The organism is Caenimonas koreensis DSM 17982 (assembly GCF_009646335.1).
GTDB lineage: Bacteria > Pseudomonadota > Gammaproteobacteria > Burkholderiales > Burkholderiaceae_C > Ramlibacter > Ramlibacter koreensis.
Genome location: NZ_WJBU01000002.1, coordinates 198,170 through 223,033 on the forward strand (window position 1 = coordinate 198,170; position 24,864 = coordinate 223,033).

Annotated in this window: 23 protein-coding genes; 13 read left to right on the forward strand and 10 right to left on the reverse strand. The window is 62.8% G+C overall.

Translation table 11 applies throughout. The features are described from left to right. Positions 1 to 5: 5 nt before the first annotated feature. Together GHT07_RS02745 and GHT07_RS02750 are read right to left on the reverse strand one after the other, a co-directional pair. A complete protein-coding gene (locus GHT07_RS02745) occupies positions 6 to 1,184 on the reverse strand; it encodes an acyl-CoA dehydrogenase family protein (protein ID WP_153583528.1) in 1,179 nt (392 codons plus the stop codon). A 40-nt stretch (positions 1,185 to 1,224) separates the two neighbouring features. Continuing rightward, positions 1,225 to 1,893 carry a YceH family protein gene (locus GHT07_RS02750; RefSeq protein WP_153583529.1) on the reverse strand — a complete coding sequence of 223 codons (669 nt, stop codon included), beginning with the start codon at positions 1,891 to 1,893 and terminating at the stop codon, positions 1,225 to 1,227. An 18-nt stretch (positions 1,894 to 1,911) separates the two neighbouring features. Here GHT07_RS02750 and purN point away from each other — a divergent pair, with 18 nt between their 5' ends. The 3 genes from purN (at position 1,912) to GHT07_RS02765 (ending at position 5,160) form a co-directional block, all read left to right on the forward strand. Then, positions 1,912 to 2,505 carry a phosphoribosylglycinamide formyltransferase gene (gene purN / locus GHT07_RS02755; protein ID WP_153583530.1) on the forward strand — a complete coding sequence of 198 codons (594 nt, stop codon included), beginning with the start codon at positions 1,912 to 1,914 and terminating at the stop codon, positions 2,503 to 2,505. Between the two features lie 41 nt (positions 2,506 to 2,546). Then, positions 2,547 to 3,818: an RsmB/NOP family class I SAM-dependent RNA methyltransferase gene (locus GHT07_RS02760; RefSeq protein WP_153583531.1), complete on the forward strand. Its 1,272-nt coding sequence runs from the start codon at positions 2,547 to 2,549 to the stop codon at positions 3,816 to 3,818. A 127-nt stretch (positions 3,819 to 3,945) separates the two neighbouring features. Continuing rightward, complete coding sequence (locus GHT07_RS02765) at positions 3,946 to 5,160, forward strand: DesA family fatty acid desaturase (protein ID WP_153583532.1); 1,215 nt, start codon at positions 3,946 to 3,948, stop codon at positions 5,158 to 5,160. A 93-nt stretch (positions 5,161 to 5,253) separates the two neighbouring features. Here GHT07_RS02765 and rpmG read toward each other — a convergent pair whose 3' ends face one another. From rpmG to trxB, 3 genes are all read right to left on the reverse strand, one after another. Next, on the reverse strand, positions 5,254 to 5,424 hold the full coding sequence (rpmG, locus tag GHT07_RS02770) for a 50S ribosomal protein L33 (protein WP_019425810.1): 171 nt from the start codon (positions 5,422 to 5,424) through the stop codon (positions 5,254 to 5,256). Between the two features lie 17 nt (positions 5,425 to 5,441). After that, the gene (rpmB, locus tag GHT07_RS02775; RefSeq protein WP_153583533.1) at positions 5,442 to 5,675 is read right to left on the reverse strand and encodes a 50S ribosomal protein L28; all 234 of its coding nucleotides are present in this window, start codon (positions 5,673 to 5,675) and stop codon (positions 5,442 to 5,444) included. 130 nt (positions 5,676 to 5,805) lie between these two features. Then, positions 5,806 to 6,774, reverse strand: coding sequence for a thioredoxin-disulfide reductase (gene trxB, locus GHT07_RS02780; protein ID WP_153583534.1), 969 nt, complete (start codon positions 6,772 to 6,774; stop codon positions 5,806 to 5,808). Positions 6,775 to 6,929: 155 nt separating this feature from the next. On the opposite strand from trxB, the gene GHT07_RS02785 reads away from it, so the two are divergent. The 8 genes from GHT07_RS02785 (at position 6,930) to GHT07_RS02820 (ending at position 15,905) form a co-directional block, all read left to right on the forward strand. Beyond that, positions 6,930 to 7,604 (forward strand): Crp/Fnr family transcriptional regulator, encoded by a 675-nt coding sequence (locus tag GHT07_RS02785; RefSeq protein ID WP_153583535.1) that lies wholly within the window; start codon positions 6,930 to 6,932, stop codon positions 7,602 to 7,604. Positions 7,605 to 7,646: 42 nt separating this feature from the next. Beyond that, complete coding sequence (locus tag GHT07_RS02790; RefSeq protein ID WP_153583536.1) at positions 7,647 to 9,968, forward strand: DNA translocase FtsK; 2,322 nt, start codon at positions 7,647 to 7,649, stop codon at positions 9,966 to 9,968. Between the two features lie 77 nt (positions 9,969 to 10,045). Beyond that, entirely contained in the window at positions 10,046 to 10,678 is a 633-nt protein-coding gene (gene lolA, locus GHT07_RS02795) for an outer membrane lipoprotein chaperone LolA (protein WP_153583537.1), read from the forward strand. 77 nt (positions 10,679 to 10,755) lie between these two features. Next, positions 10,756 to 12,078 carry a replication-associated recombination protein A gene (locus GHT07_RS02800; RefSeq protein ID WP_323740761.1) on the forward strand — a complete coding sequence of 441 codons (1,323 nt, stop codon included), beginning with the start codon at positions 10,756 to 10,758 and terminating at the stop codon, positions 12,076 to 12,078. A gap of 189 nt (positions 12,079 to 12,267) precedes the next feature. After that, the gene (locus tag GHT07_RS02805) at positions 12,268 to 13,197 is read left to right on the forward strand and encodes a branched-chain amino acid ABC transporter permease (protein WP_153583539.1); all 930 of its coding nucleotides are present in this window, start codon (positions 12,268 to 12,270) and stop codon (positions 13,195 to 13,197) included. Positions 13,198 to 13,212: 15 nt separating this feature from the next. Further along, complete coding sequence (locus tag GHT07_RS02810; RefSeq protein WP_323740782.1) at positions 13,213 to 14,367, forward strand: branched-chain amino acid ABC transporter permease; 1,155 nt, start codon at positions 13,213 to 13,215, stop codon at positions 14,365 to 14,367. Positions 14,368 to 14,379: 12 nt separating this feature from the next. Next, complete coding sequence (locus GHT07_RS02815) at positions 14,380 to 15,192, forward strand: ABC transporter ATP-binding protein (RefSeq protein ID WP_153583541.1); 813 nt, start codon at positions 14,380 to 14,382, stop codon at positions 15,190 to 15,192. Then, positions 15,189 to 15,905: an ABC transporter ATP-binding protein gene (locus tag GHT07_RS02820; RefSeq protein WP_153583542.1), complete on the forward strand. Its 717-nt coding sequence runs from the start codon at positions 15,189 to 15,191 to the stop codon at positions 15,903 to 15,905. The genes GHT07_RS02815 and GHT07_RS02820 overlap by 4 nt, the downstream gene beginning before the upstream one ends. A gap of 10 nt (positions 15,906 to 15,915) precedes the next feature. Here GHT07_RS02820 and GHT07_RS02825 read toward each other — a convergent pair whose 3' ends face one another. The 3 genes from GHT07_RS02825 to GHT07_RS02835 form a co-directional block, all read right to left on the reverse strand. After that, entirely contained in the window at positions 15,916 to 16,539 is a 624-nt protein-coding gene (locus GHT07_RS02825; RefSeq protein WP_153583543.1) for an outer membrane beta-barrel protein, read from the reverse strand. A 156-nt stretch (positions 16,540 to 16,695) separates the two neighbouring features. After that, positions 16,696 to 17,661 (reverse strand): Bug family tripartite tricarboxylate transporter substrate binding protein, encoded by a 966-nt coding sequence (locus GHT07_RS02830; protein WP_153583544.1) that lies wholly within the window; start codon positions 17,659 to 17,661, stop codon positions 16,696 to 16,698. Between the two features lie 20 nt (positions 17,662 to 17,681). Further along, positions 17,682 to 18,764, reverse strand: coding sequence for a CDP-6-deoxy-delta-3,4-glucoseen reductase (locus tag GHT07_RS02835; protein ID WP_153583545.1), 1,083 nt, complete (start codon positions 18,762 to 18,764; stop codon positions 17,682 to 17,684). Between the two features lie 41 nt (positions 18,765 to 18,805). Here GHT07_RS02835 and GHT07_RS02840 point away from each other — a divergent pair, with 41 nt between their 5' ends. Continuing rightward, positions 18,806 to 19,741, forward strand: a complete 936-nt coding sequence (locus tag GHT07_RS02840) for an SDR family oxidoreductase (RefSeq protein ID WP_153583546.1) — start codon at positions 18,806 to 18,808, stop codon at positions 19,739 to 19,741. Positions 19,742 to 19,771: 30 nt separating this feature from the next. Here GHT07_RS02840 and cysN read toward each other — a convergent pair whose 3' ends face one another. Then, entirely contained in the window at positions 19,772 to 21,676 is a 1,905-nt protein-coding gene (gene cysN / locus GHT07_RS02845) for a sulfate adenylyltransferase subunit CysN (RefSeq protein ID WP_153583547.1), read from the reverse strand. Beyond that, a complete protein-coding gene (gene cysD / locus GHT07_RS02850) occupies positions 21,676 to 22,575 on the reverse strand; it encodes a sulfate adenylyltransferase subunit CysD (protein WP_153583694.1) in 900 nt (299 codons plus the stop codon). Before cysD ends, cysN begins: the two co-directional genes overlap by 1 nt. Positions 22,576 to 23,464: 889 nt before the next feature. On the opposite strand from cysD, the gene GHT07_RS02855 reads away from it, so the two are divergent. Next, positions 23,465 to 24,856 (forward strand): FAD/NAD(P)-binding protein, encoded by a 1,392-nt coding sequence (locus tag GHT07_RS02855; RefSeq protein ID WP_153583548.1) that lies wholly within the window; start codon positions 23,465 to 23,467, stop codon positions 24,854 to 24,856. The last annotated feature ends 8 nt before the right edge of the window (positions 24,857 to 24,864 follow it).

Genomic DNA, 24,864 nt, shown 5'->3' on the forward strand with positions numbered 1-24,864 from the left:
GCGGGTTAGCCGAGAACGGTTTGCGCGACGATGTTGCGCTGCACTTCGTTCGAGCCGCCGTAAATCGTGGTCTTGCGCATGTTGAAGTAGGTCGCGGCCAGTGGTGCGGCATGGGCAGCGCCCACGTAATCACCCTGCCAGCCGGCCTCCATCGCTTCCTTGATGAACGGCACGGCAAAGGGCCCGGCCGCCAGCATCATCAGTTCGCTGTAGCGCTGCTGGATTTCGCTGCCCTTGATCTTCAGCAGGCCTGCGATATCGAGCGAGTTCTTGCCCGACTTCTCTGCGGAGAGCACGCGCAGCACGAGCATTTCAAGCGCGACCACATCGACTTCGAGTTTGGCGATCTCGTCGCGAAAGCGCGTGTCGGTATAAACGCCTTCGGCCTTCGCGATGCGCTTGAGGCGCTCCAGCTCGCGCTTGGCGCGGTTCACGTCGGCGATGTTGGTGCGCTCGTGCGAGAGCAGGTGCTTGGCGTACGTCCAGCCCTTGTTTTCTTCGCCGATCAGGTTCTCGGCGGGCACTTCGACGTTGTCGAAGAACACTTCGTTCACTTCATGGCCGCCGTCGAGCATGATGATCGGGCGCACGGTGACGCCGGGCGACTTCATGTCGATAAGCAGGAACGAGATGCCGGTTTGCGGCTTGCCTTCGGTGCTGGTGCGCACGAGGCAGAAGATCCAGTCGCCGTGTTGTGCGAGCGTCGTCCAGGTCTTCTGGCCATTGACGATGTATTTGTCGCCCTTGCGTTCGGCGCGCGTCTTCAGCGATGCGAGGTCTGAGCCCGAGCCCGGTTCGCTGTAGCCCTGGCTCCACCACACTTCGCCGCTCGCGATGCCCGGCAGGAAGCGCTGCTGCTGCTCGGCATTGCCGAAAGCCATGATCACGGGCGCCACCATCACCGGCCCGAACGGCACGATGCGGGGCGCGCCTGCCAGTGCAGTTTCTTCTTCGAAGAGGTGTTTCTGGATGGCATTCCAGCCCGGGCCGCCGAACTCCGTGGGCCAGCCATAACCCAGCCAGCCTTTCTTGCCCAGGATGCGCGCCCACTTCTGCATGTCTTCGCGCGACAGGTGCAGCGAGTTGTGCACCTTGTGCGAAATGTCCTGGGGCAGGTTGGCGTGAACCCAGGCCCGGACGTCTTCGCGGAATTTCTGTTCTTCAGGTGTGAAAGCCAAATCCATACGTGTCTCCAAAGCAAGCGGCATTATCAGCACGGTCGTGCTAATCGTGTTGTCCGGGCGGTGACATCCCCAGCTGGGCGCAGAGGTCTTCCAGTGTGCGGCGCAAGCGGGCGACTTCACCTTCGAGCGTTTCAACGCGTTCGGCCAGACCGCTCGTGGCGTGTGAGTTGCCCGGAGGTGCCGCTGCGTAGGCAGACGCGGCCACAGGGCCGCACAGCAGATGCGCCCATCGCTGCTCGCGCGCGCCGGGCTGTCGGTCGAGCTTGATGACCAGTGGGCCGCCCTTTTCTTCAGGTCGCTCCTGCAACTCATCGAGAAATGCCTCGACCGATGAGATGTCGGCGAAGCGATACCAGCGCTCGCTGTTGATGCGCAGCTCGCCGGCCGTCTGCGGGCCGCGCAGCATCAACAGGCCCAGCAGCACCGCCGACTGCTCCGGCACGCCGACACCACGCTGGAAGTTGTGCTCCCAGCGCGCCACACGGCTGCCGCTGGTGGCGAAGGCGAGCGAGAGCAGCTTGAGGCTGTCGAGCGCTTCCTGCGCCTGGGCCTCGGTCATGTTCATCACCGGGTCACGGCTGGACTTCTGGTTGCAGCCAGCCACCAGCGAGTTGAGTGTGAGTGGATAGCTGTCAGGCACGGTGCGCGCCTTCTCCATCAGGGTGGCCAGCACGCGGGCTTCGGCTTCGGTCAGGGGACGCAGGTGCATGGTTGGGATAATCGGGAAATGAAGAACATCGTGATTCTGATCTCCGGCGGCGGCTCGAACATGGCGGCGATCATCCGGGCGGCGCAGCGCGAGGGCTGGCGCAAGTCACTCGACGCGCAGGTGTCGGCCGTGATCAGCAACCGGCCGGACGCTGGTGGACTCGCGATTGCACGCGAGCAGCTCGTGGCGACCGATGTGGTCGACCATAAGAACTTCCCGTCGCGCGAGGCGTTCGATGCCGAGCTGGCAGGCGTCATCGACCGGCACAACCCTTCGCTCGTGGTGCTGGCGGGCTTCATGCGCATCCTCACGCCGGCTTTTGTTGCGCGATACGAGGGCCGGCTCATCAATATCCATCCGTCGTTGCTGCCCGCGTTCCCGGGGTTGCACACGCACCAGCGGGCGATTGACGCCGGTTGCAAATTTGCGGGTGTGACCGTGCACCAAGTCACCGCTGAACTCGACTTCGGGCCTATCCTCGATCAGGCCGTCGTTCCTGTGCTGCCTGACGACACGGCTGCATCCCTGGCCGCACGCGTACTCACGCAGGAACACCTGATCTACCCCCGCGCCATCGCGGCCCTGTTGCCGACGCTTGCGACGGCCCGGTAACGCCCCCTTTCAATACGCCGTTTGAGGCGGACAATCCACCCATGCATCCCAAAGCCCTGCTCGACGCCACTGCCGAGCTCGTCAAGCTCACCCTGAAGTTCGACCACCCTGCAGACACGATCGTGTCGCGCTACTTCCGCGAGCACCGCTCGCTGGGGCCGCGCGAGCGAGCCACGCTCGCCGAGACGGTCTATACCGTGCTGCGCAAGAAGCTGCTGTTCGACCATCTCTCGCCTTCGGGCAGCGGGCCGAAAGAGCGGCGCATGGCTATCCTTGGCTTTCATGGGCCGCGCGACTTCCTGCTGAGCGCACTGAGCGACCAGGAAAAGCAGTGGCTGGCCAATTGCGACTCGATCCGCAAGGAAGACCTGCTGGAGCGGCATCGCCACAACCTGCCCGAGTGGCTGGTGCAGCCGCTCAAAGACCAGCTGGGCAGCGAGTTCTGGGCGTTGACAGACAGCCTCAACCAGCCCGCGCCGCTCGACCTGCGTGTGAACACGCTCAACGACAAGCGTGCTGACGTGCAAAAGGAACTGAAGCTTGCAGGCTTGCCCTCAACACCCACCCCGTATTCGCCGTGGGGCCTGCGGCTGGAGAGCAAGCCGGTGCTTGCGAAGATGGATGCGTTTGCGCGCGGCGCGATCGAAGTGCAGGACGAAGGCTCGCAGCTGTTGTCGCTGCTGCTCGATGCCAAGCGCGGCGAGATGGTCGTGGACTTCTGCGCTGGTGCCGGTGGCAAGACGCTGGCAATCGGCGCGGCAATGCGCAACACAGGCAGGCTCTACGCCTTCGACACGTCGACCCACAGGCTCGATGCCATGAAGCCGCGGCTGGCGCGAAGCAAGCTGTCGAACGTGCACCCGGCAGGCATTGCCCACGAGCGTGATGAGCGTATCAAGCGGCTTGCCGGCAAGATCGACCGCGTGATCGTCGATGCGCCTTGTTCCGGCCTTGGCACGCTGCGCCGCAACCCGGACCTGAAGTGGCGCCAGACGCCGCAGTCGGTGCAGGAGATGACTGTCAAGCAGGCGGCCATTTTGCAGAGCGCAGCCCGGCTTCTGAAGCCGGGCGGACGGCTGGTTTACGCCACCTGCAGTGTGCTGCCCGATGAAAACGAGCAGATTGCAGCTGCATTCACTGCGGCCAATAAGGAGTTCAGCCCACTTGCTGCACTGGAAGTGCTGTCCAATCTGAAGGTCGACGGCGCTGCCACCTTGTGCAGCGGCGGCGAGACCGGTGGCGACTTCCTGCGCCTGTGGCCCCACCGGCACCACACGGATGGCTTCTTCGCCGCTATGTGGGTGAAAAATTGATGTGGATCAAACAGAAGAGGCTTTCCTGTGGATAACCACAGCTTGCTTTTGAACCTTGGCCCGTAAAATCACTCCACTACAGAGCGCTACGCCACACAACGTTTTTTAACGAGAGAGATTCCCCTCCATGTTGCTCCCCGACTGGGCTGTTCTGAACTCAACCATCGAGCTATTTGCCCACGGCCTGTTGAACCTCTCCTGGTGGCAGATCATTCTTTACACGCTGGTGACGACTCACATCACCATCGCTGCCGTCACCATCTTCCTGCACCGCACCCAGGCACACCGCGCCATGGATCTGGGCCCGATCCCGTCGCACTTCTTCCGTTTCTGGCTCTGGCTGGGCACGGGCATGGTCACCAAGGAATGGGTCGCGATTCACCGCAAGCACCACGCCAAGTGCGAAACGGTTGACGATCCGCACAGCCCGCAGACCCGCGGGATCGAAGCTGTCCTGTGGACGGGTGCCGAGATGTATCGCGCAGAAGCCAAGAACAAGGAAACGATCGCCAAGTTCGGCCTGGGCACGCCCGACGACTGGATCGAGCGCAACCTGTACACGCGCTTCAGCTGGCAGGGCGTCGGCCTGATGCTGATCCTCAACGTCGCGCTGTTCGGCGCGATCGGCCTGGCTGTGTGGGCCGTGCAGATGTTGTGGATTCCGATCACGGCGGCCGGCATCATCAATGGCATTGGCCACTACTGGGGCTACCGCAACTTCGAAGCGCCGGATGCCAGCACCAACATCTCCCCGTGGGGCATCGTGATCGGCGGCGAAGAGCTGCACAACAACCATCACACCTATCCCACGTCGGCCAAGTTTTCGGTCAAGCCGTATGAGTTCGACATTGGCTGGGTCTACATCACGATGATGAGCAAGATCGGCTGGGCCACGGTCAAGAAGGTTCCGCCCAAGCTGCAGCTCGGCGAGATCCGCCCTGTGGCCGACGAGAAGACGCTTGAGGCCCTGATCGCCAATCGCTATGAAGTGATGGCCGGCTACGCCGCTGAAATGCGCAACGCCTGCAGGAGCGAGATCGCCTTGCTGAAGGCCAAGGGCGCCGACCTGTCGATCATGAAGGCCGCGAATCGCTGGATGCATCGCGACGACGACCGCGTGCCGGCAGCCGCCCGCCCGCAGCTGGCGCAAGCCCGCGCAGCCTATCCCGTGCTCGACAAGATGGTCACGATGCGCGAAGAGCTTCGCCAGATGTGGCTGAACACCTCGCAGTCGCGCGAACAACTCGCGCTTGACTTGCAAGCGTGGTGCCGCCGCGCTGAAGAAAGCGGCATCGTTGCCTTGCAGCAGTTCAGCCGGAAGCTGCGCGCGGCGCACGTGTGATCCGGGGCGGCGCAATGCGCCGCAGCCAAACAAAAAGGGCCCCGCGGGGCCCTTTTTGTTTGGAAGACTGTCGTCAACAGGTCGATGGACCCATTACTTCAGCTTGATTTCCTTGTACTCGACGTGCTTGCGAGCTTTCGGGTCGAACTTCATGATCGACATCTTTTCAGGCATCGTCTTCTTGTTCTTGCTCGTGGTGTAGAAATGGCCGGTACCCGCAGTGGATTCCAGCTTGATTTTTTCGCGTCCGCCTTTGCTTGCCATGATGGTGCTCCTGGGGTTTAGGCTTGACCGCGTGCACGCAGGTCTGCGAGCACGGAATCGATGCCGTTCTTGTCGATAAGGCGCAGGCCAGCGTTGCTGATGCGAAGGCGCACCCAACGGTTTTCGGTCTCAACCCAGAAACGGCGGTATTGCAGGTTCGGCATGAACCGGCGCTTGGTTTTGTTGTTGGCGTGGGAAACATTGTTTCCGACCATCGGGCCTTTGCCCGTTACGTCGCAGACGCGTGCCATAAGCACTCCATGAACTTGAAACAGCGGTCCCGTGAGGGGAGCGCTTGACCTCGCCAGAAGGGTGGCGGTAACCCTGAACGCCGAACGCGCCTTCCCAGGCGAATTCAGCGAAGCCTTGGATTATAGCCTGCTAGCTTTGTGACTGCTCCAGGAAGCGTTGTGCGTCCAGCGCTGCCATGCAGCCCGTACCAGCGCTGGTGATGGCCTGGCGATAGATGTGGTCCTGCACGTCGCCGGCAGCGAAGACGCCCGGCACGCTGGTCATCGTGGCAAATCCCTGCAAGCCGGACTTCGTGACGATGTAGCCGTCTTTCATCTCAAGCTGGCCCTTGAAGATCTCGGTGTTCGGCTGGTGTCCGATCGCGATGAAGCAGCCGTGCAGCATGACGTCTTCTGTCTCGCCGCTGCCGGTGTCCTTCAGGCGCACGCCTGTCACGCCCGATGCATCGCCAAGCACTTCGTCGAGCGTCTTGAACAACTTCAGCTCGATCTTGCCGGCCGCTACCTTTTCCATCACCTTGTCGACAAGGATTGGTTCAGCCTTGAACTTGTCGCGGCGATGGACCAGGTACACCTTGCTTGCAATGTTCGACAGGTACAGCGCCTCTTCGACAGCGGTGTTGCCGCCGCCGATCACGCAGGTGACTTGCCCGCGATAGAAAAAGCCGTCGCATGTTGCGCAACCCGAAACACCCTTGCCCATGAACGCCTGCTCGGACGGCAGGCCCAGGTATTTGGCGGACGCACCCGTGGCGATGATCAATGCGTCAGTCGTGTATTCGCCGCTGTCGCCCTTGAGTGCGAACGGGCGCTTGCTGAAATCGACGCTGTTGATGTGGTCGAACACGATCTCGGTCTTGAATCGCTCGGCGTGCTCCAGAAAGCGTTGCATTAATTCAGGGCCTTGCACGCCATTCACGTCGGCGGGCCAGTTGTCGACCTCGGTCGTTGTCATGAGCTGGCCGCCTTGCGCAATGCCGGTGACGAGGACCGGATTGAGGTTGGCGCGCGCTGCATAGACCGCAGCGGTATAGCCCGCAGGGCCGGAGCCGAGGATCAGAACTTTGGAGTGCTTGGGAGAGTGCGTGGGGGAAGGCATGGTAGAAACCTGTGTGGATAAGGCCACAGCTGGATGTACATTTCGGGGCAAAGCGGCAAGTATCAACCCGACTTGGATAGCAAGGTCGTTGCCGTGATTAATAGTGCCGATTGTAAGAACCGATCATTTGTGTCGTCGCCCGAAGGGATTGAAGAATGTCGATGCTGTCCAATCTGGAACTGATTCGCAGGGTGCCGCTGTTTGCCCTGCTCACGGCTTCCCAGGCGGAGTCGGTCGCGGATGCGGTGAGCAAGCGCCGTTTCAAGCGCGGCGAAATCATCGTCGAGCAGGGCGAGAAGTCCAACACGCTTTTCATCATTTTGACGGGGCGCGTGCGAGTCGTCACAGCCGACAAACGTGGCCGTGAAGTCATTCTCGCCACGCTGCAGCCGGGTGACTACATCGGCGAGATGAGCCTGATCGACAACGAGGCCCATTCGGCCACTGTGCGCGCAGAAGTACAAACCGACATGCTGGCCCTGGGCCGCACCGAGTTCGCACGCTGCCTGCCCGAAAACAGCTCGATGGCCTACGCCATCATGAAGGGCCTGGTGCAGCGCCTGCGCCAGGCTGACCGCAAGATCGAATCTCTGGCCTTGATGGACGTCTACGGCCGTGTGGCGCGCGCCCTGCTTGAGTTCGCCACGCCCGACCGCGAGGGGCTGATGACCATCCGCGAACGAATTTCCCGCCAGGACATCGCCAAGATGGTTGGCGCCTCGCGTGAAATGGTGAGCCGGGTGATGAAAGACCTGGAAGACCGCGGCTTCATCGAGACACGCGACGACGGCTCGATGTGGATCAAGGACAGGCTTTCCACGCTCGGTTAACAGCTCGTGCAGGCACGCTGAGTTAAGCTCGGCGCTCGCCTCATGACGTATTCGCTCGACACCCTGACTACCTCCGGCGGGGCTCCCACAGCGCCGCGCACCGGCCTGGCCCGCTTCGCCCACGAAACTGCCATCGTCGCTGGTTTCGTGGCCATCCTGTTCTGGCTGCTGGCCTTGCTGAGTTACTCGGCACAAGACCCGGCCTTCTCTACGTCTGGCACTGGCGCGCCCATCGCGAACTGGGGTGGCCGGCTCGGCGCACTGCTGGCGGATGCCAGCTATTTCCTCTTCGGCTTCTCCGCGTGGTGGGCATTCGCCGCTGCGGTTCGCGCGTGGCTCACGGCGCTCGCGCAATGGATGCGCGGCGAAGGACGCCCTGATGCGCAAGGCCATTTCTCGCGCACACGCACCGCGTTCTGGCTCGGCCTGGCGGTGCTGCTGTGCGCCAGCACGGCGCTCGAATGGACGCGGCTCTATCGCTTCGAAGGCAAGCTGCCTGACCATGCGGGCGGTGCGCTGGGTTTCATCACCGGCCCGCTCGGGATGAAATGGCTCGGCTTCACTGGCTCGGGGCTGGTGTTCGTTGCGCTGGTGGTTGTGGGTGCGGCAGTGGTCTTCCGCTTTTCGTGGAGCCAGGTGGCAGAGCGGCTGGGCGCTCAGCTCTATGGCCTGGTCGAGGCGCGCCGCGAGAAGCGCGAGATCGCCGAAGACGTCGCGCTCGGCCAGCAGGCCGCGCGCCTGCGCGAGGAAGTGCTGCACGAAGAGCGCGTTGAAATCGAGGAGCACCACCCTGTGCCGGTGCTGATCGAGCCCATCATGGTCGATGTGCCCAAGAGCGAGCGCGTGGCCAAGGAAAGGCAGAAGCCGCTCTTCATGGAGCTGCCTGATTCGAAATTGCCCCAGGTCGACCTGCTTGATGGGCCGACCGGCCGGCAGGAAACCGTGTCGCACGAGACACTGGAGATGACCAGCCGCCTCATCGAGAAAAAGCTGAAGGACTTTGGCGTCGAAGTGCGCGTGGTGCTGGCCCAACCCGGCCCGGTGATCACCCGCTATGAAATCGAGCCTGCCACTGGCGTGAAGGGCTCGCAGATCGTCAACCTCGCCAAAGACCTTGCTCGCTCGCTCAGCCTCGTGTCGATCCGCGTGATCGAGACGATTCCGGGCAAGAACTACATGGCGCTGGAGTTGCCCAATGCCAAGCGCCAGTCGATCCGGCTGTCGGAGATTCTCGGCTCGCAGGTCTATAACGAAGCGAAGTCGATGCTGACGATGGGCCTGGGCAAGGACATCATCGGCAACCCTGTCGTCGCAGACCTTGCCAAGATGCCGCACGTGCTGGTTGCAGGAACGACAGGTTCGGGTAAATCGGTGGGCATCAACTCAATGATCCTGTCGCTGCTGTACAAGGCAGAAGCGCGCGATGTACGCCTGCTCATGATCGACCCGAAGATGCTCGAGCTGTCGGTGTATGAAGGCATCCCGCACTTGCTCGCACCGGTTGTCACCGACATGCGGCAGGCCGCCCACGGCCTGAACTGGTGTGTGGGTGAAATGGAGCGGCGCTACAAGCTGATGAGCAAGCTGGGTGTGCGCAACCTCGCCGGCTACAACGTCAAGATCGACGAGGCGAAGGCCAAAGAGCAATTCATCTACAACCCTTTCAGCCTTACGCCGGACAGCCCCGAGCCACTCGAGCGCCTGCCGCATATCGTGGTGATCATCGACGAGCTCGCCGACTTGATGATGGTCGTCGGCAAGAAAATCGAAGAGCTGATCGCGCGCCTGGCGCAAAAGGCGCGTGCGGCCGGCATCCACCTGATTCTTGCAACGCAGCGCCCCAGCGTGGACGTGATCACGGGCCTGATCAAGGCAAACATCCCGACTCGCATCTCTTTCCAGGTCTCCAGCAAGATCGACAGCCGCACCATCCTCGACCAGATGGGCGCCGAGGCATTGCTGGGCATGGGCGACATGCTTTACATGCCCAGCGGCACGGGCTTTCCGATCCGCGTGCACGGCGCCTTCGTGAGCGACGAGGAAGTGCACCGCGTCGTGGCCTACCTGAAGGAGCAGGGCGGCGAGCCGAACTACATCGAGGGCGTTCTTGAGGGCGGCACTGTCGATGAAGACGGCGATCTCAACGGCGAGGGTGGCGGTAGCGGCGAGAAGGATCCGATGTACGACCAGGCCGTCGAGGTCGTCCTGAAGAACCGCAAGGCGAGTATCTCGCTCGTGCAGCGGCACTTGAAGATCGGCTACAACCGCGCCGCGCGTCTCGTGGAAGAGATGGAAAAGGCGGGGCTTGTCAGTGCCATGAGCGGCTCGGGCCAGCGCGAGATTCTGGTGCCCAATCGCGAGTGAACATCCTGTAACGAAGTCAACCTGACGCGGACAAGGCCTACACGGGGCCTGCATCGTCGCGCGCGACAATTGCTGCCATGAAAAGAATCGTTGCCACCCTTTCGCTCATCGCGTGCATGTGCGGCGCGCACGCTGGCGGCGTTGAGTCGCTGGAGAACTTCATGAAGACGGCCAAGTCCGGCCGCGCCGACTTCACGCAGGTAGTCACCGCGCCCGCGCGTGAGGGGCAGGTGAGCAAGAGCAAAACATCTTCCGGCACCTTTGAATTTGCGCGGCCCAACCGCTTTCGTTTCAACTACAAGCGGCCCTTCGAGCAGACGATCGTGGCTGACGGCCAGACGCTGTGGCTCTATGACGCCGATCTTCGACAGGTGACCAAGCGTGCGCAGGCGCAAGTGCTCGCGCAAACACCCGCTGCCATCATTGCCGCAGCCCCCGATCTCGCCACCTTGCGCAAGGATTTCAACGTCGAAGCAGCCGGCGAGAAGGACGGCATCGACTGGGTGCAGGCCACGCCTAAAACCAAGGAAGGCCAGGTGCACAGCATCAAGGTCGGCTTTCGCGGCAATGAGCTGGCCGTGCTCGATATCCTCGACGGATTCGGCCAGCGCTCGGTGATGACGTTCAGCAAGATGGACACAAACGCCAAAGTCGGCACCGAAGTGTTCGACTTCAAGCCGCCGCAAAACGCGGACGTGATCAAGCAGTAAGGCTAGCCCGGCTCAAAGCTGGCCACCTGATCGTTGATGGCGGTAGCGCTCAGCGCGGGCACTTTACACTGTCCGCCGTGGCTGCCAAGAACGTATCTCCCGCTCATCAACCGCTGGCTGAACGTCTGCGTCCCAAGACCCTCGCGCAAGTGATCGGCCAGCAGCACCTGCTGGGTGAAGGCATGCCATTGCGCATCGCATTTGAGTCCGGCCAGCCGCACAGCTGCATCCTGTGGGGACCTCCCGGCACCGGCAAGACGACGATTGCGCGGTTGATGGCCGATGCGTTCGACGCGCAGTTCATCACCATCAGCGCGGTGCTCGGTGGCGTGAAGGACATCCGAGAAGCAGTGGAGCAAGCGCAGATGGCGCAAGGCACTGCGCTCGAGCAGGCGACAGGTGCCGGCGGCCGGCGCACCATCGTGTTTGTCGATGAAGTGCATCGCTTCAACAAGAGCCAGCAGGACGCGTTTTTGCCGCATGTGGAGTCTGGCCTGTTCACGTTCATCGGCGCGACCACCGAGAACCCGTCGTTCGAAGTCAATTCCGCTTTGCTCTCGCGTGCTGCTGTGTACGTGCTGCAGTCCCTTGGCGAAGAAGACCTGCGGCAGATCGTGCAGCGCGCACAGTCGATCAATGCCGTGCCCGCTATCGAGAAGACCGCTGAGGACAGGTTGCTGGCCTATGCAGACGGCGATGCCCGCCGCATGCTGAACACGCTCGAGACGCTGGCAGTCGCCGCCACCACCGAGGGGCTCGACCACATCACCGACGCCTGGCTGCTTCGCGTGTTGGGCGAGCGCATGCGCCGCTACGACAAGGGCGGCGAGCAGTTCTACGACACGATCAGCGCGCTGCACAAGTCCGTGCGCGGCTCTGACCCCGACGCATCGCTTTACTGGTTCATGCGCATGCTCGATGGCGGCGCGGACCCTCGCTACATGGCGCGGCGCCTGATTCGCGTGGCCGCTGAAGACATCGGCCTGGCGGACCCGCGCGCGCTGCGGCTGGCGCTGGACGCGGCCGATGTGTACGAACGCCTGGGCTCGCCCGAGGGCGAACTGGCACTGGCGCAGTGCGTGATTTATCTTGCGATGGCGCCCAAGTCAAACGCTGTGTATGTGGCGTTCAACGAAGCGAAGGCACTGATCGCAAAAGAGGGAACACGCCCCGTTCCCTTGCACTTGCGCAATGCACCGACCAAGCTGATGAAAGACCTCGACTACGGCAAGGACTACCGGTATGCGCACGACGAGGCAGGCGGGTTTGCTGCTGGCGAGAGCTACTTTCCGCAAGGCATGGAGCCACTTGCGCTTTATCGCCCGGTGGAACGCGGCCTCGAGATAAAAATTGGCGAGCGACTGCGCCAGCTGCGAGAGCTGAACCTGAGGCAAAAGTGACGAGGGTAAACCCCGCAGCTCATACGATTGGTCAGGCAATGTGCTTGGCTACAATCGCGACGACAAACCCGCCCATGCTTGTCTTGGCGGGTTTTTTGCTAGTAGTTTGGCCAGTAGCGACGATGGCGCAAAACGCCTGCTTACTCTCAGAAGAACGGCGCAAAGCCCGGACAAGAAACGGAGAACCCTATGGAAATCCTGCTGCAGCAGATCATCAACGGTCTGGTTCTCGGCAGCATGTATGCCTTGGTGGCCCTTGGCTACACCATGGTGTACGGCATCATCAACCTGATCAACTTTGCACACGGTGAAGTACTGATGGTGGGCGCGCTCACCAGCTGGGCGCTGATCGGCACCGTGCAGGAGGCCATGCCCTGGCTGCCTGGCTGGGGCGTGCTGATCATCGTGCTGGTGATCTCGTGCTTCGTCGCCGCGACGTTGAATTTCATCATCGAGAAAGTCGCTTACCGGCCCTTGCGCAACAGCCCCAAACTGGCGCCACTGATCACCGCGATCGGCATGTCGATCCTGCTGCAGACGCTGGCGATGATCATCTTCAAGCCGAACTACAAGCCGTACCCCACGCTGCTGCCCTCAGCGCCTATCGCGATCGGCGGTGCGGTGATCACACCGACGCAGATCATGATCCTGGGCCTGACGGCTGTATCACTCGCCGTGCTGATGTATCTGGTGAACTACACCAAGCTGGGCCGGGCCATGCGTGCCACTGCCGAGAATCCGCGCGTGGCTGCTTTGATGGGTGTGAAGCCTGACATGGTGATCTCTGCCACCTTCATCATCGGCGCCATCCTCGCGACGATTGCTGGCGTGATGTACGCATCGAACTACGGCACCGTGCAGCACACGATGGGCTTCCTGCCTGGCCTGAAGGCGTTCACAGCAGCCGTGTTCGGCGGCATCGGCAACCTGGCGGGCGCTGTCGTAGGCGGCATCCTGCTGGGCCTGATCGAGTCGATCGGCTCGGGCTACATCGGCACGCTCACAGGTGGCGTGCTGGGCAGCCACTACTCCGACATCTTCGCGTTCATCGTGCTGATCATCATGCTCACGCTGCGGCCATCGGGCCTGCTCGGCGAACGCGTCGCGGACCGGGCCTAGGGGAAGACCATGTTCATCAAGAACAACAAGACACTCAACTTCGTGATCTCGGCAGCCATCCTGCTGCTGCTGCCCGTGCTGCTGCAGTACATGGGCAACTTCTGGGTGCGCATCGCCGACATGGCGCTGCTCTATGTGCTGCTCGCACTGGGCCTGAACATCGTTGTGGGCTATGCGGGCCTGCTCGACCTGGGCTTTGTCGCTTTCTTTGCGCTCGGCGCCTACATGTACGGCCTGCTCGCTTCACCGCACCTGACCGAGAGTTTCGCGTGGATGGCGATGATGTTCCCGGACGGTCTGCACATCCCGATCTATGCCGTGATCCCGATCGCCGCCTTGCTGGCGGGCACGTTCGGCATCCTGCTCGGCGCGCCGACGCTCAAGCTGCGCGGCGACTACCTGGCCATCGTCACGCTGGGCTTTGGCGAAATCATCCGCGTGTTCCTGAACAACCTGGACCACCCGATCAATATCACCAACGGGCCCAAGGGGCTGAACCAGATCGACCCGATCACGTTCTTCGGCCTGAACATGGGCAAGCCGCAGATGGTGATGGGTGTGGAGATTTCTTCCGTCACCTTCTACTACTACATGTTCCTGGCGCTGGTGGTGGTGAGCGTGATCATCTGTCACCGCCTGGAGTTCTCGCGCATCGGCCGCGCATGGATGGCCATTCGTGAAGACGAGATCGCGGCCAAGGCCATGGGCATCAACACACGCAACATGAAGCTGCTTGCGTTCGGCATGGGCGCGACGTTCGGTGGCGTGTCGGGTTCGATGTTTGCCGCGTTCCAGCAGTTCGTGTCACCTGAGTCGTTCAGCCTGATGGAGTCGGTGATGATCGTCGCGATGGTCGTGCTCGGCGGCATCGGCCATTTGCCCGGCGTGATTCTTGGCGCGGTGCTCTTGTCCGCCTTGCCGGAAGTACTGCGCTGGGTGTCGGGCGTGTTCGACCTTCAACTGCTCACCGGTGGGCGCCTCGATGCATCGATCCTGCGCCAGCTGTTGATTGCCCTGGCCATGATCATCGTCATGCTGTGGCGCCCGCGCGGCCTGTGGCCAACGCCCGAGCACGGCAAGTCGCTCCAGGCCACGATGGACGCAGAAAAAGCGGCCGACAAAGCTGCGGCCAAAGCAGACGCGAAAGCCGCAGCCGCGGCAGCGAAATAGGGAGAACAGCACATGACAGACACTGTTCTTCGCGTAGCGGGCATTTCCAAGCGCTTCGGCGGGCTGCAGGCCCTGTCGGACGTCGGCATCACCATCGAGCGTGGCCAGGTGTACGGCCTGATCGGCCCCAACGGTGCCGGCAAGACAACGTTCTTCAACGTCATCACGGGCCTGTACACGCCCGACAGCGGCACCTTCGAGCTAGCGGGCAAGCCCTATGTGCCCACGGCCGTGCATGAGGTGGCCAAGGCAGGCATTGCACGCACGTTCCAGAACATCCGGCTGTTTGCCGAGATGACCGCGCTGGAAAACGTGATGGTCGGCCGCCACATCCGAACCGGCTCCGGTTTGCTTGGCGCGATCTTTCGCACACCCGGCTTCAAGAACGAGGAAGCTTCGATTGAGAAGCGCTCGCGTGAACTGCTGGAATACGTCGGCATTTCCAAATACGCCGACTACAAGGCGCGCACCTTGTCCTATGGTGACCAGCGCCGGCTTGAAATTGCTCGTGCACTCGCGACCGATCCGCAGCTCATTGCGCTCGACGAGCCGGCTGCCGGCATGAACGCGACCGAGAAGGTGTTGCTGCGTGAGCTGATCGACCAGATCCGCAAGGACAACCGCACCATCCTGCTCATCGAGCACGACGTGAAGCTGGTGATGGGCCTGTGCGACCGCGTCACTGTGCTCGACTACGGCAAGCAGATCGCTGAAGGCACGCCTGCCGATGTGCAGAAGAACGAAAAGGTGATCGAGGCTTACCTCGGTCAGAACCATGAGGCCACAGGCAACACCGCAACGGCCACGAGTGGAGAAGAACAATGAGCGCCACGCTGCTGAAAGTCACCGGCCTGAAGGTTGCCTATGGCGGTATCCAGGCTGTGAAGGGCGTCGATTTCGAGGTGCGTGAGGGCGAGCTCGTCACATTGATCGGCTCCAACGGCGCCGGCAAAACCACGACGATGAAGGCCATCACCGGCACGCTGCCGCTCAGCGGTGGCGACATCGAATACCTTGGCCAGAGCATCCGGGGCAAGGGCGCCTGGGACCTGGTTCGCCAGGGCCTTGCGATGGTGCCGGAAGGCCGTGGCGTGTTCACGCGCATGACCATCACCGAGAACCTGCAGATGGGCGCCTACATCCGCACCGACAAGCCCGAGATTGCTGCCGACATCGACAAGATCTTCGGCATCTTCCCGCGCCTGAAAGAGCGCAAAGACCAGCTCGCAGGCACGATGTCCGGCGGCGAGCAGCAGATGCTGGCCATGGGCCGCGCGCTGATGAGCCGCCCCAAGGTGTTGCTGCTCGATGAGCCGTCGATGGGTCTGTCGCCCATCATGGTCGACAAGATCTTCGAAGTCGTGCGCGAGGTGTACGCGCAAGGCGTGACGGTGCTGCTGGTCGAGCAGAACGCCAGCCGCGCATTGCAGATCGCCGATCGCGGCTACGTGATGGAGTCGGGCCTGATCACCATGAGTGGTGAGGCCAAGCAGATGCTGAGCGACCCGAAAGTGCGCGCTGCCTACCTGGGCGAGTGAGTCGGCAACCTCAGTAGCGGTACTGCAGGCCGAGGTTGGTCGAGCGCACCGTGTCGCGGGCGCCGTGGAAGCGCAGGTCCTGGCTGTCGAACTCGATGCGGCCTGACAGGCGGGGCGTGAAGTCGTAGCTCACGCCCGCGCCATATGACAGGCCAAATCCCTGGTCTGCACCAAGCGGTACACCGCGAGCGCCGATCACGGATGTGTCCGACCGGCTGTACATCGTGCCGACCTTGCCGAACAGACCGAGCGACGGACCGAGACGAGTCTTGCCGATCAGGCTGAGGTTCAAACCTTGTGCACGGCCCTCGATGCCGCCCTGCACGAGCCTTGCCGAGTTGACGTACGCCACCTCTGCACCCCAGAAGCTGCCAATCATCGTGCCGGCATACAGCGTGGTCGTGCGATCCGGGTCTTCGCACAGAAGTGACGCAGTGGTGCACGCTGCTGTGTTGCGTGGCCGCCCGACGTTGATGCCAAGGTAGCTGCGACCCCATGGCGATGAAGCCGCCGTCAAAGGCTGGGCAGGCAACCCGACGGACGATTGGGTCTGGAACGTCTGCGCCGACACGGGCAAGGCCACAAGCGCAGCCGCCAGGACGCCAAGGCATACAGAAACTTGCGACGCTTTCATGGCATTTACTCCTGCAGACGTTCCGGAAGAGCCACTGTACCGACCCGTAACCGGGCTGCCTGTGGGATGCACCGCACTCGCGGCGTAGGACACTCCACAGCAGGCTATTACTTTTGCAGATGAGCCGTCAAGCCGTCGTGGCGGTAACGCCTTGTGTCAGTCGACCTTGGCCCCGGACAGCTTCACGACCTTTTCGTACTTGGCCAACTCGCTTCTCATGAAGGCACCGAACTCCTCGGGGGTGCTTGTCACGGGCTCAGCCATCAGCAATGCGAATCGCGTTTTCGCTTCCGGCGACTGCAGCGCAGAAACAAATGCATGGTTCAGCCTGGCGATGATGTCCTGCGGCGTGCCGGCAGGCGCAACGAGCCCCCACCAGGTGTCGATCGAAAAGCCTTTGATCGTGTCCGCAATCGGCGGCACATCGGGTAGCGCAGGCGAGCGAGCCAGCGTGGTCACCGCGAGCGCCTTCAGCTTGCCGGCCTTGATGTTCGGCGCTGCCGTGGCCAGGTTGTCGATATTGAAATCCACCTGGCCGGAAAGCAGCGCGAGCTGCGCCGGATTGCCGCCGTTGTACGGAATGTGTACCGCGAAGATGCCCGCCCCCTGCTTGAACAGCTCGCCCGCAAGATGGCCTGCGCTGCCGTTGCCGCCGCTGCCGTAGTTGAGCTTGGCGGGGTTGGCCTTGGCGTAGGCGATGAGGTCGCGCAGCGTGTTGATCTTCAGGCGCGCCGCGGTGTCGGCGTTCATGACCAGCACGTTCGGCACGCGGACCATCTGCGTGATGGGAGCGAAGTCTTTCGCCGCGTCATACGGCATCTTCGAGAAGAGCCACGGATTGATCGCGTGAGTGGCAACGGCAGAGATACCGATCGTCGTGCCGTCAGGCGCGGCCTTGGCCACCACATCGGCACCGATGTTGCCGCCGCCACCGGGCCTGTTCTCGATGATCACGGTGCCCAGCGAATCTTTGACGCGCTCTGCCAGCAGGCGCGCCGTGATGTCGATGGGCCCGCCCGCCGCATAGGGCACGATGATGCGGATCGGACGCTGCACCTGCGCAAAGGCAACCGGCGACACGGCAGCTGCGGTGGCGGCGAGAAGGAACGGTCTGCGGTTCATGGCGTGGATGTCTTTCGTGTTCAGCCAACGTGCTTGTCGGCTTCGGTGGTGAAGGCGTCTGCGTAGAACTCATCGGGCGGCAGCTTGCATTGCGCACTGAATTCGCTGCGCGCTGAATCGACCACGATGGGCGCGCCGCAGGCGTACACCTGGTAGCCTGACATGTCAGGCAAGTCATCCATCACAGCCTTGTGCACGAAGCCCGTGCGGCCCGTCCAGTTGTCTTCGGGCAGGGCGTTGGAAATCACGGGCACGTATTGCAGGTTCGGCATCAGCGCCAGTTGCTGGCGCACCCAGTCGTCGAGATAGAGATCGGACGGCCGGCGGCCACCCCAGTACAGCGTGGCGGGGCGAGTGATGCCCTTGAACTGCATGTGCTCGATCACGGCCTTGATCGGCGCGAAGCCGGTGCCAGAGGCGAGCAGCACGATGGGTTTGGCGGAGTCTTCACGCAGGAAGAAGCTGCCGAACGGGCCTTCGACCCGCAGGATTTCCTTTTCCTTCATCGCCGTGAAGACGTGATCGGTGAACTTGCCGCCGGGCATGTGCCGGATATGCAATTCGACACCGGCAGCCGGCGCGACACCGGCCTCGTCTTTCAGGAGCATGTGCGGCGCGTTGGCCATGGAATAACTGCGGCGCGCGCCATCGCGCAGGATGAATTCGACGTACTGCCCCGCGTGGTAACGCATCGTGTCGTTGGCCGGCAGTTGCAGGCGAACGAGCATCACATCGGGTGACTTTTTTTCGAGCGCCAGCACGCGCGACGGCATCTTGCGGATGGGGAAGGCGCTTTCGTCAGTTACCTGCCGCGACTCAAGCAACACATCCGTCTGCGGCACGCCGCAGCACGTGAGGATGTAGCCGGCCGCCTCTTCTTCGGGGCTGAGCGCCTTGGTCTGGTGCGGGCCATGGACCACGGTGCCTTCGAGCTTCTTGCACTTGCAGGAGCCGCAGGCGCCGTCTTTGCAGCCGTAGGGCATGCCGACACCTTGCCGGATGGCGGCTTGCAGGATGGCTTCGCCTGTTTCTGCGGTGAACGAGCGGCCGCTGGGCTGCACCGTGATGTTGAACGGGCCTGCAGGGGCGGTGGCGCTCGTCATGTTTTGAGTATCCTCGGGGCCAATCAATCGAACTGTCGATTTTGCCCTCAAACCAAAGCCCCCTCGGCGCCCTGCCTGCGCGCTTTCGCCGTGAGCGCCTGCTGATCGTCGGCTGCGGCGACGTCGGCATGCGCGTCGTGCGGCGCATCGGCAGGCCAACCCGCGTGATGGCGCTGACTTCATCCGTGGCTCGCGTGGGTGAGTTGCGTGCGGCAGGTGTCACGCCACTGATTGGCAACCTCGACGAGCAGGCATCGCTCACGCGGCTCGCGGGCATCGCCACACGCGTGGTCCACCTGGCACCGCCCACATCGGAGCCGGGCGATTTATGGTGGCGCGATATGCGAACTGTTGCGCTGCTGCGGGCGCTGCGGCGCCGCACAACGCCCGTGTCGCTCGTGTACGGATCGACGAGTGGCGTGTATGGCGACTGCGGCGGCGCATGGGTGTCTGAAGCCGTCCTGTCCAAGCCCTCGACGCCGCGTGCCCAGCGCCGCGCCGATGCAGAAAGTGCCATTCGCCATTTCGGCCGCGCCGCACATGTGCGCGCCAGCATCCTGCGCATCCCGGGCATTTACGCGCCCGATCGCGTGGGTGGCACGCCACGTGGGCGCCTGCTCAAAGGCACACCCGTCCTGCGCGCTGAAGACGACGTGTACACGAACCACATCCATGCCGACGACCTGGCGCGAGCGGTGATCGCCGCGCTCTGGCGTGGCCGGCCGCAACGCGTCTACAACGTCAACGACGACACGGTGCTGAAGATGGGCGACTACTTCGACCTGGCAGCCGACCTGTACGGCTTGCCGCGGCCGCCGCGTGTGCCGCGATCCGCAGCGCAAGCGGAAATGCCACTCATGCTGTTGAGCTTCATGTCGGAGTCACGGCGCTTGCTCAACGCCCGCATGAAGACCGAGCTGCGCTTGAAGCTCACACACCCCACGGCGCAGACGGGGCTGCTGCCCTCACCGCAGTAAGGGCAGCGTCGAAGCGGGTGCCCTGAATCCTCAGGGCAGGCAGCCGCGCTCGCGCAGCAGTGCAACGATCTGGTCGACCGATTCTTCGGGTGTCATCTTGTCCGCCGCAAGCCGCAGCTCGGGCGCCTCGGGTGTTTCGTAGCGCGAGTCGATGCCCGTGAAGTTCTTCAGCTCGCCACGCCGTGCCTTTTTGTACAGGCCCTTCACGTCGCGCTCTTCTGCAACGGCCAACGGCACGTCCATGTGGATCTCGAAGAACTCGCCGGGCTCGACCAGTGACCGTGCCATGCGCCGTTCAGCCTGGAATGGCGAGATGAATGCCGTCATCACGATCACGCCTGCATCGACCATCAGCTTGGCCACCTCTGCCACGCGGCGGATGTTCTCGATGCGGTCTGCGTCGGTGAAACCCAGGTCTTTGTTCAGGCCATGGCGCACGTTGTCGCCATCGAGCAGGTACGTACGGTGGCCCATCGCGTGCAGGCGCTTTTCCAGCAGGTTCGCAATGGTTGATTTGCCCGAACCCGACAAGCCGGTGAACCACACGACGCACGACTTCTGGCCGTTCAGCCGGTTGCGCGCGGCCTTGTTCACATCAACGTGCTGCACGTGGATGTTCTGGCTGCGGCGCAGCGCAAAGTGGATCATGCCCGCGCCCACCGTCGCATTCGACAGGCGGTCCACGAGGATGTAGCCGCCCGTGTCGCGGTTCTCGGTATACGGATCGAAGCCGATCGCGCGGTCGAGGTTCAGCGTGCACACGCCGATGCCGTTCAGCCCTAGCGTTTTCGCGGCGACGTGTTCGAGCGTGTTCACGTTCACCTGGTACTTCACCTCCATCACCGATGCGGTCACGGTCTGCGCGCCCATCTTCAGCAAATAGAAGCGGCCGGGCAGCAGCGGCTCTTCGTGCATCCACACGATCGTGGTTTCGAACTGGTCGGCGGTGCCTGCGGGTGTATCGGCTTGTGAGATGAGGTTGCCGCGCGAGATATCGACTTCATCGGCAAGCGTGATGGTCACTGACTGTCCGGCCACGGCCTGGTCGAGGTCGCCATCAAACGTCACGATGCGCGACACCGTGCTCTCCTTGCCCGAAGGCTGCACGCGAATGCGGTCGCCGGGCTTGACGGTGCCACCGGCAATCGTGCCGGAGAAGCCGCGGAAATCGAGGTCAGGGCGATTCACCCATTGCACCGGCAGGCGGAACGGCGCGCGCTGCGTGCGCTCTTCGTCTACCTCGACGGTTTCGAGATAGCCCATCAATGTCGTGCCGCGATACCACGGCATCTTCTCGCTCGGCGCCGTGATGTTGTCGCCCTTGAAGGCAGACACCGGCACGAACGTCACGTTCTCGATGCCGAGCTGCTTCGCAAAAGCGCGGTAGTCATCGACGATGGTGTTGAACACCTTCTCGCTGTAGTCCACGAGGTCCATCTTGTTGATGGCCACGAGGAAGTGACGGATGCCCAGCAGGTTCACCAGATAGCTATGGCGCTTGGTCTGCGTGAGGATGCCCTTGCGCGCATCGACCATCAGCACGGCGGCATCAGCTGTCGAAGCGCCTGTGACCATGTTGCGTGTGTATTGCTCGTGGCCCGGTGTGTCGGCCACGATGAACTTGCGGCGCTCCGTCGAGAAGAAGCGATAGGCCACGTCGATCGTGATGCCTTGCTCGCGCTCGGCGGCCAGGCCATCTACCAGCAGCGCGAAGTCGATGTTGTCGCCTTGCGTGCCCCACTTGCGCGAGTCGGCTTCAATGGAGGCGAGCGTGTCTTCAAACAGCATCTTGCTGTCGTAGAGCAGGCGGCCAATGAGTGTGCTCTTGCCGTCGTCCACACTGCCGCACGTGATGAAACGCAGCAGGCTCTTGTTCTCGTGGGCCTTGAGGTAGCCGGCGATGTCGCTGGCGATCAGGTCGCTGACGTGGCTCATCAGAAGTACCCCTCTTGTTTCTTCTTTTCCATGGAGGCGGCGCTGTCGTGGTCGATCACGCGGCCTTGCCGTTCGGAGGTCTTGGTGAGCAGCATCTCCTGGATGATTTCCGGCAGCGTCGCCGCTTCTGATTCGACCGCGCCTGTGAGCGGGTAGCAGCCCAGCGTGCGAAAGCGCACTTTGCGCATCATCGGCACTTCACCTTTGGCGAGCGGCATGCGGTCGTCATCGACCATGATCAACGTGCCGTTGCGCTCGACCACAGGGCGCTCGGCCGAGTAGTAGAGCGGCACGATCGGTATGTTCTGCAGGTAGATGTATTGCCAGATGTCGAGTTCTGTCCAGTTCGACAGAGGAAACACGCGCAGCGATTCGCCCTTGTGCTTGCGTGTGTTGTAAACCTTCCAGAGTTCGGGCCGCTGGTTCTTCGGGTCCCAGCGGTGCTGCTCGGAGCGGAACGAGAAGATGCGCTCTTTGGCGCGCGACTTTTCTTCGTCGCGCCGCGCGCCGCCAAAGGCCGCGTCGAACTTGTATTTGTCCAGGGCCTGCTTCAGCCCCTCAGTCTTCATGATGTCGGTGTGGATCGCCGAGCCGTGCGTGAACGGGTTGATGTTCTTCGCGACGCCTTCGGGGTTGATGTGCACCAGCAGTTCCAGCCCCAGGTCTTTGACCATGCGATCACGAAACGCGTACATCTCGCGGAATTTCCATCGCGTGTCGACGTGCAGCAGCTTGAAGGGCGGCTTGGACGGATAGAACGCCTTCATCGCCAAGTGCAGCATCACCGCGCTGTCCTTGCCGACGGAGTAGAGCATCACGGGGTTGTCGGTCTCGGCCACCACCTCCCGCATGATGTGGATGCTCTCGGCTTCCAGGCGTTGCAAGTGGGTCAGGGTCATCGGGTTCCTTTCGACGCCGGTGGGTTTGGCAGCCAGGCCCGCGGGCTTGGCGAAGATTGTGCTGCGAGCGCCGACCTGCGGGTCGGTCAGTTGCAGGCGTGCTGCGTGCTCGTCCAGCCACTGCTTGATTTCGGGAATGCGCTGCAGCCGAGCGGAGCCGGGCAGGCTCAGTTTGAGTGATCCGCGTGCCGGCAGCGCACCCTCCAGGAACTGCAGGTAGTGCTGCGCCTGGAGCGCGCCGCGAAAGGCCAGCCAGCGCAACTGCCCGCGCACGCCGCGCAGGCACAAGATGCCGATGCGCGTAGCCGCGTGGCCCGGCCAGTGCGACACGTGCGTCTCAATTGCATGCATCTGCTGGGCGGCGCCTTGGCGCAATGCTGGAGCCACTGCCTGCTCATCGAAGTCGAGCTGCAGCAGGGCGCACAACCGCAGCGCGGCGCCCGCGCTTTGGTGCGCGTGGCCGTGGTGCCTGAGCCATGACGCGACTGCGGTGCGGCTCCAGAGCGGCTCATTCAGGGCGCTTTCACCGGGTGGCCCTGCGAGCATGGCGTGCGCCAGCGCTTCGACAGTGGGCGTGTCCTGCCTGGTGTTGTCTTTGGCCGGGCGCCCGCGCCGAGGACTGACTTCAACAGCGCCCCAGCCGGCACGGCGATAGGCCTTGACCGCAGCGATCACCGTCGGCGCGCTCAGGCCTGTTGCGGCCGTGACGACTGACAGCTTCTCGCCTTGCAGCCGCAGTCGCACCGCCTGCCGGCGGCTGGCATTGAGCGCTTCGACGGTGAGTTGATTGCCGTTCAATGGTGGGATGGCTCTGCGGATTTTTGTGTATTAAACATTAAATCAGAAGTATATGTAAAAGATATATTTGCGATGATTCAGGACTTGTGCCATGGCCAAACCCCTCACCTACGCGATCGTCGGCGCCGGCTTTTCCGGCATGGCCGTGGCAGTGCAGTTGCTGCAGGGCTTGAAAGTGCCCGCTCGCATCTGCCTGATCAACCGCAGCCTGTCGTTTGGCCGGGGCATGGCCTATGGGACGAATTCGCCGAGCCACCTGCTGAACGTGCCGGCTGGCCGCATGTCGATCGACCCGGACCAGGAAAGCGGCTTCATCGACTACCTGAAGAGCCGGGGCCTGCACTGGCGCGCAGGCGACTTCGTGCCGCGCAGCCTGTATGGCGACTATCTGGAGCGTTGCCTGCTGCGCGCGCAGTCCGCCGCTGCCGATGGCGTGAAGCTGGAACTGGTTGAAGCTGAGGTGCTGCGTGTGGACGGCGCGCACACGGACAAACCTGTACTTCATTTGAACGACGGCCGCACCATCGAAGCGACGCAAGTGATCCTGGCGCTGGGCAACTTCACGCCACGCCCGCCAGCGACGGCATCTGCGGTGGACTGGACCTGCGCGCCGCTGGTCAACGACGTGTGGTCGCAAGGCGTGCTCGACGGCCTCGATCGCAACGCGCGTGTGCTGTTAGTGGGCACAGGCCTGACGGCTTACGACGCAGTGTTGCGCTTGCTCGATCAGGGACACACAGGCCCGATCACGATGCTGTCGCGCCGCGCGCTGCTACCGCAGCCCCATCGTGAACAGGAAACTGCGCCTGCCGCAGGCCTCGTGCCGGGCGACTTCCTTGCGAATGAGACGAGCCTGCGCATCCAGTTGCGCGCCGTGCGGCAACTGCTGAAAGACGCAGCTGCCCACGGCCATGACTGGCGCGATGTGATCGGCGGCCTGCGCAGCCACACGCCGCGCCTGTGGCAGCAGATGACTGGCCGCAGCCGCGCGCAGTTCGTGCGTCACCTGGGGCCGCATTGGGACACACATCGGCATCGCGCCGCGCCGGCGATTTACCGGCGCATCCAGGCGGCAATGGAAAGCGGGCAGTTGTCGGTGATGCAGGGGCGGCTCGTTGATGTCACGCCAGGCGAGGCGAGTGCCAGCGTGACGTGGAAGCCGCGCGGTGCCGACACGACGAGCAGCGCCACATTCCACGCTGTCGTGAACTGCACAGGCCCATCGAGCGACCTGCGTCGCGTGAAAGACCCGCTCATCGCGCAGTTGCGTGAGGGCGGCTGCCTGCGCGTCGACGAACTCGCGTTGGGCCTGCACGTTGACGACCACTACCGTGTGGTCGACGGGCAAGGCCAGCCGTTGCCCGCAATTCGCTATGTTGGCCCGCTGCTCAAGGCGCAGCATTGGGAGGCCACGGCAGTGCCGGAACTGCGGCTGCATGCCAAGCGGCTCGCGCATCGTATGCTCGACGGTTTGACTGTTTGACTGTTTGA

Excerpts from the sequence above, each read along its gene's own strand:
- lolA (WP_153583537.1), top strand. The coding sequence starts at position 10,046 with ATGAAAAGAATCGTTGCCACCCTTTCGCTCATCGCGTGCATGTGCGGC.
- GHT07_RS02855 (WP_153583548.1), top strand. The coding sequence starts at position 23,465 with ATGGCCAAACCCCTCACCTACGCGATCGTCGGCGCCGGCTTTTCCGGC.
- GHT07_RS02760 (WP_153583531.1), top strand. The coding sequence starts at position 2,547 with ATGCATCCCAAAGCCCTGCTCGACGCCACTGCCGAGCTCGTCAAGCTC.
- cysD (WP_153583694.1), bottom strand. The coding sequence starts at position 22,575 with ATGACCCTGACCCACTTGCAACGCCTGGAAGCCGAGAGCATCCACATC.
- rpmG (WP_019425810.1), bottom strand. The coding sequence starts at position 5,424 with ATGGCAAGCAAAGGCGGACGCGAAAAAATCAAGCTGGAATCCACTGCG.
- rpmB (WP_153583533.1), bottom strand. The coding sequence starts at position 5,675 with ATGGCACGCGTCTGCGACGTAACGGGCAAAGGCCCGATGGTCGGAAAC.
- GHT07_RS02815 (WP_153583541.1), top strand. The coding sequence starts at position 14,380 with ATGACAGACACTGTTCTTCGCGTAGCGGGCATTTCCAAGCGCTTCGGC.
- GHT07_RS02750 (WP_153583529.1), bottom strand. The coding sequence starts at position 1,893 with ATGCACCTGCGTCCCCTGACCGAAGCCGAAGCCCGCGTGCTGGCCACC.
- GHT07_RS02785 (WP_153583535.1), top strand. The coding sequence starts at position 6,930 with ATGTCGATGCTGTCCAATCTGGAACTGATTCGCAGGGTGCCGCTGTTT.
- GHT07_RS02830 (WP_153583544.1), bottom strand. The coding sequence starts at position 17,661 with ATGAACCGCAGACCGTTCCTTCTCGCCGCCACCGCAGCTGCCGTGTCG.
- GHT07_RS02765 (WP_153583532.1), top strand. The coding sequence starts at position 3,946 with ATGTTGCTCCCCGACTGGGCTGTTCTGAACTCAACCATCGAGCTATTT.
- GHT07_RS02805 (WP_153583539.1), top strand. The coding sequence starts at position 12,268 with ATGGAAATCCTGCTGCAGCAGATCATCAACGGTCTGGTTCTCGGCAGC.
- trxB (WP_153583534.1), bottom strand. The coding sequence starts at position 6,774 with ATGCCTTCCCCCACGCACTCTCCCAAGCACTCCAAAGTTCTGATCCTC.
- GHT07_RS02790 (WP_153583536.1), top strand. The coding sequence starts at position 7,647 with ATGACGTATTCGCTCGACACCCTGACTACCTCCGGCGGGGCTCCCACA.
- GHT07_RS02745 (WP_153583528.1), bottom strand. The coding sequence starts at position 1,184 with ATGGATTTGGCTTTCACACCTGAAGAACAGAAATTCCGCGAAGACGTC.
- cysN (WP_153583547.1), bottom strand. The coding sequence starts at position 21,676 with ATGAGCCACGTCAGCGACCTGATCGCCAGCGACATCGCCGGCTACCTC.
- purN (WP_153583530.1), top strand. The coding sequence starts at position 1,912 with ATGAAGAACATCGTGATTCTGATCTCCGGCGGCGGCTCGAACATGGCG.
- GHT07_RS02825 (WP_153583543.1), bottom strand. The coding sequence starts at position 16,539 with ATGAAAGCGTCGCAAGTTTCTGTATGCCTTGGCGTCCTGGCGGCTGCG.
- GHT07_RS02820 (WP_153583542.1), top strand. The coding sequence starts at position 15,189 with ATGAGCGCCACGCTGCTGAAAGTCACCGGCCTGAAGGTTGCCTATGGC.
- GHT07_RS02835 (WP_153583545.1), bottom strand. The coding sequence starts at position 18,764 with ATGACGAGCGCCACCGCCCCTGCAGGCCCGTTCAACATCACGGTGCAG.